This window comes from Streptomyces sp. P5F9, assembly GCF_057961495.1.
The window spans coordinates 1-706 of sequence record NZ_JBXVPZ010001022.1 but is presented as its reverse complement, the minus strand read 5'-3'; the positions used below and the strand labels follow the sequence as shown (position 1 = coordinate 706).

The 706-nt window shown below is 75.1% G+C and carries 1 protein-coding gene; it reads right to left on the bottom strand.

Features of this window, described 5'->3' with window-relative positions; genetic code table 11:
- Positions 1–706 (bottom strand): CbiQ family ECF transporter T component (locus AC31A1_RS52200; protein ID WP_489660044.1); only part of this gene is annotated, 706 nt, incomplete at both ends.

The following is a 706-nucleotide window of genomic DNA, read 5'->3' as shown; positions in this document are numbered from 1 at the left end:
CGGTGAGGGGGATCACGCCCGGGGTGAGCGCGGCGGGGTCGCGGGTCGCCGCGACGGTGAGCAGTGCGGCGACCGCCACGCCGGAGGCCGTGACCAGCCAGGCTCGTCGGTCCCAGGGGTCCGGGCGGTACCGGGTGCGGAGGGTGCGGCGGCCGCCCAGGCGCAGGCCCGCGAGCGCGGCGACGACCCCGGCCAACAGCAACGGGAGTCCGTATGCGGCTCCTTCGGCGGTGAGCAGGCCGTAGGTTCCGGCGCAGATGCCCAGCAGGCCGCCGAGGGTGAGGGCGGCGGTCGTCCGCCTTACGGAGGCGGGGACTTGGGCCGTACGGCCGTAGCCGCGGGCGTCCATCGCGGCGGCCAGGGCGACCGAGCGTTCCAACGCGCCTTCCAGGACCGGGAGTCCGACCTGTAGCAGGCCGCGCAGACCCCGGTCGGGGCGGCCTCGTAGGCGGCGGGCGGCGCGGAGGCGTTGGGCGTCGGCGATGAGGTTCGGGGCGAAGGTGAGGGCCACGACCACCGCTACGCCGGTTTCGTACAGGGCGCCGGGGAGGGACTTGAGGAGGCGGGCGGGGTTTGCCAGGGCGTTCGCCGCGCCTACGCAGATCAGGAGTGTGGCCAGTCTCAGGCCGTCGTAGAACGCGAAGAGCAGTGCCTCGGCGGTTACTCGGCCTCCCAGGCGGATGCCCTGGGCCCAGTGCGGGAGGGG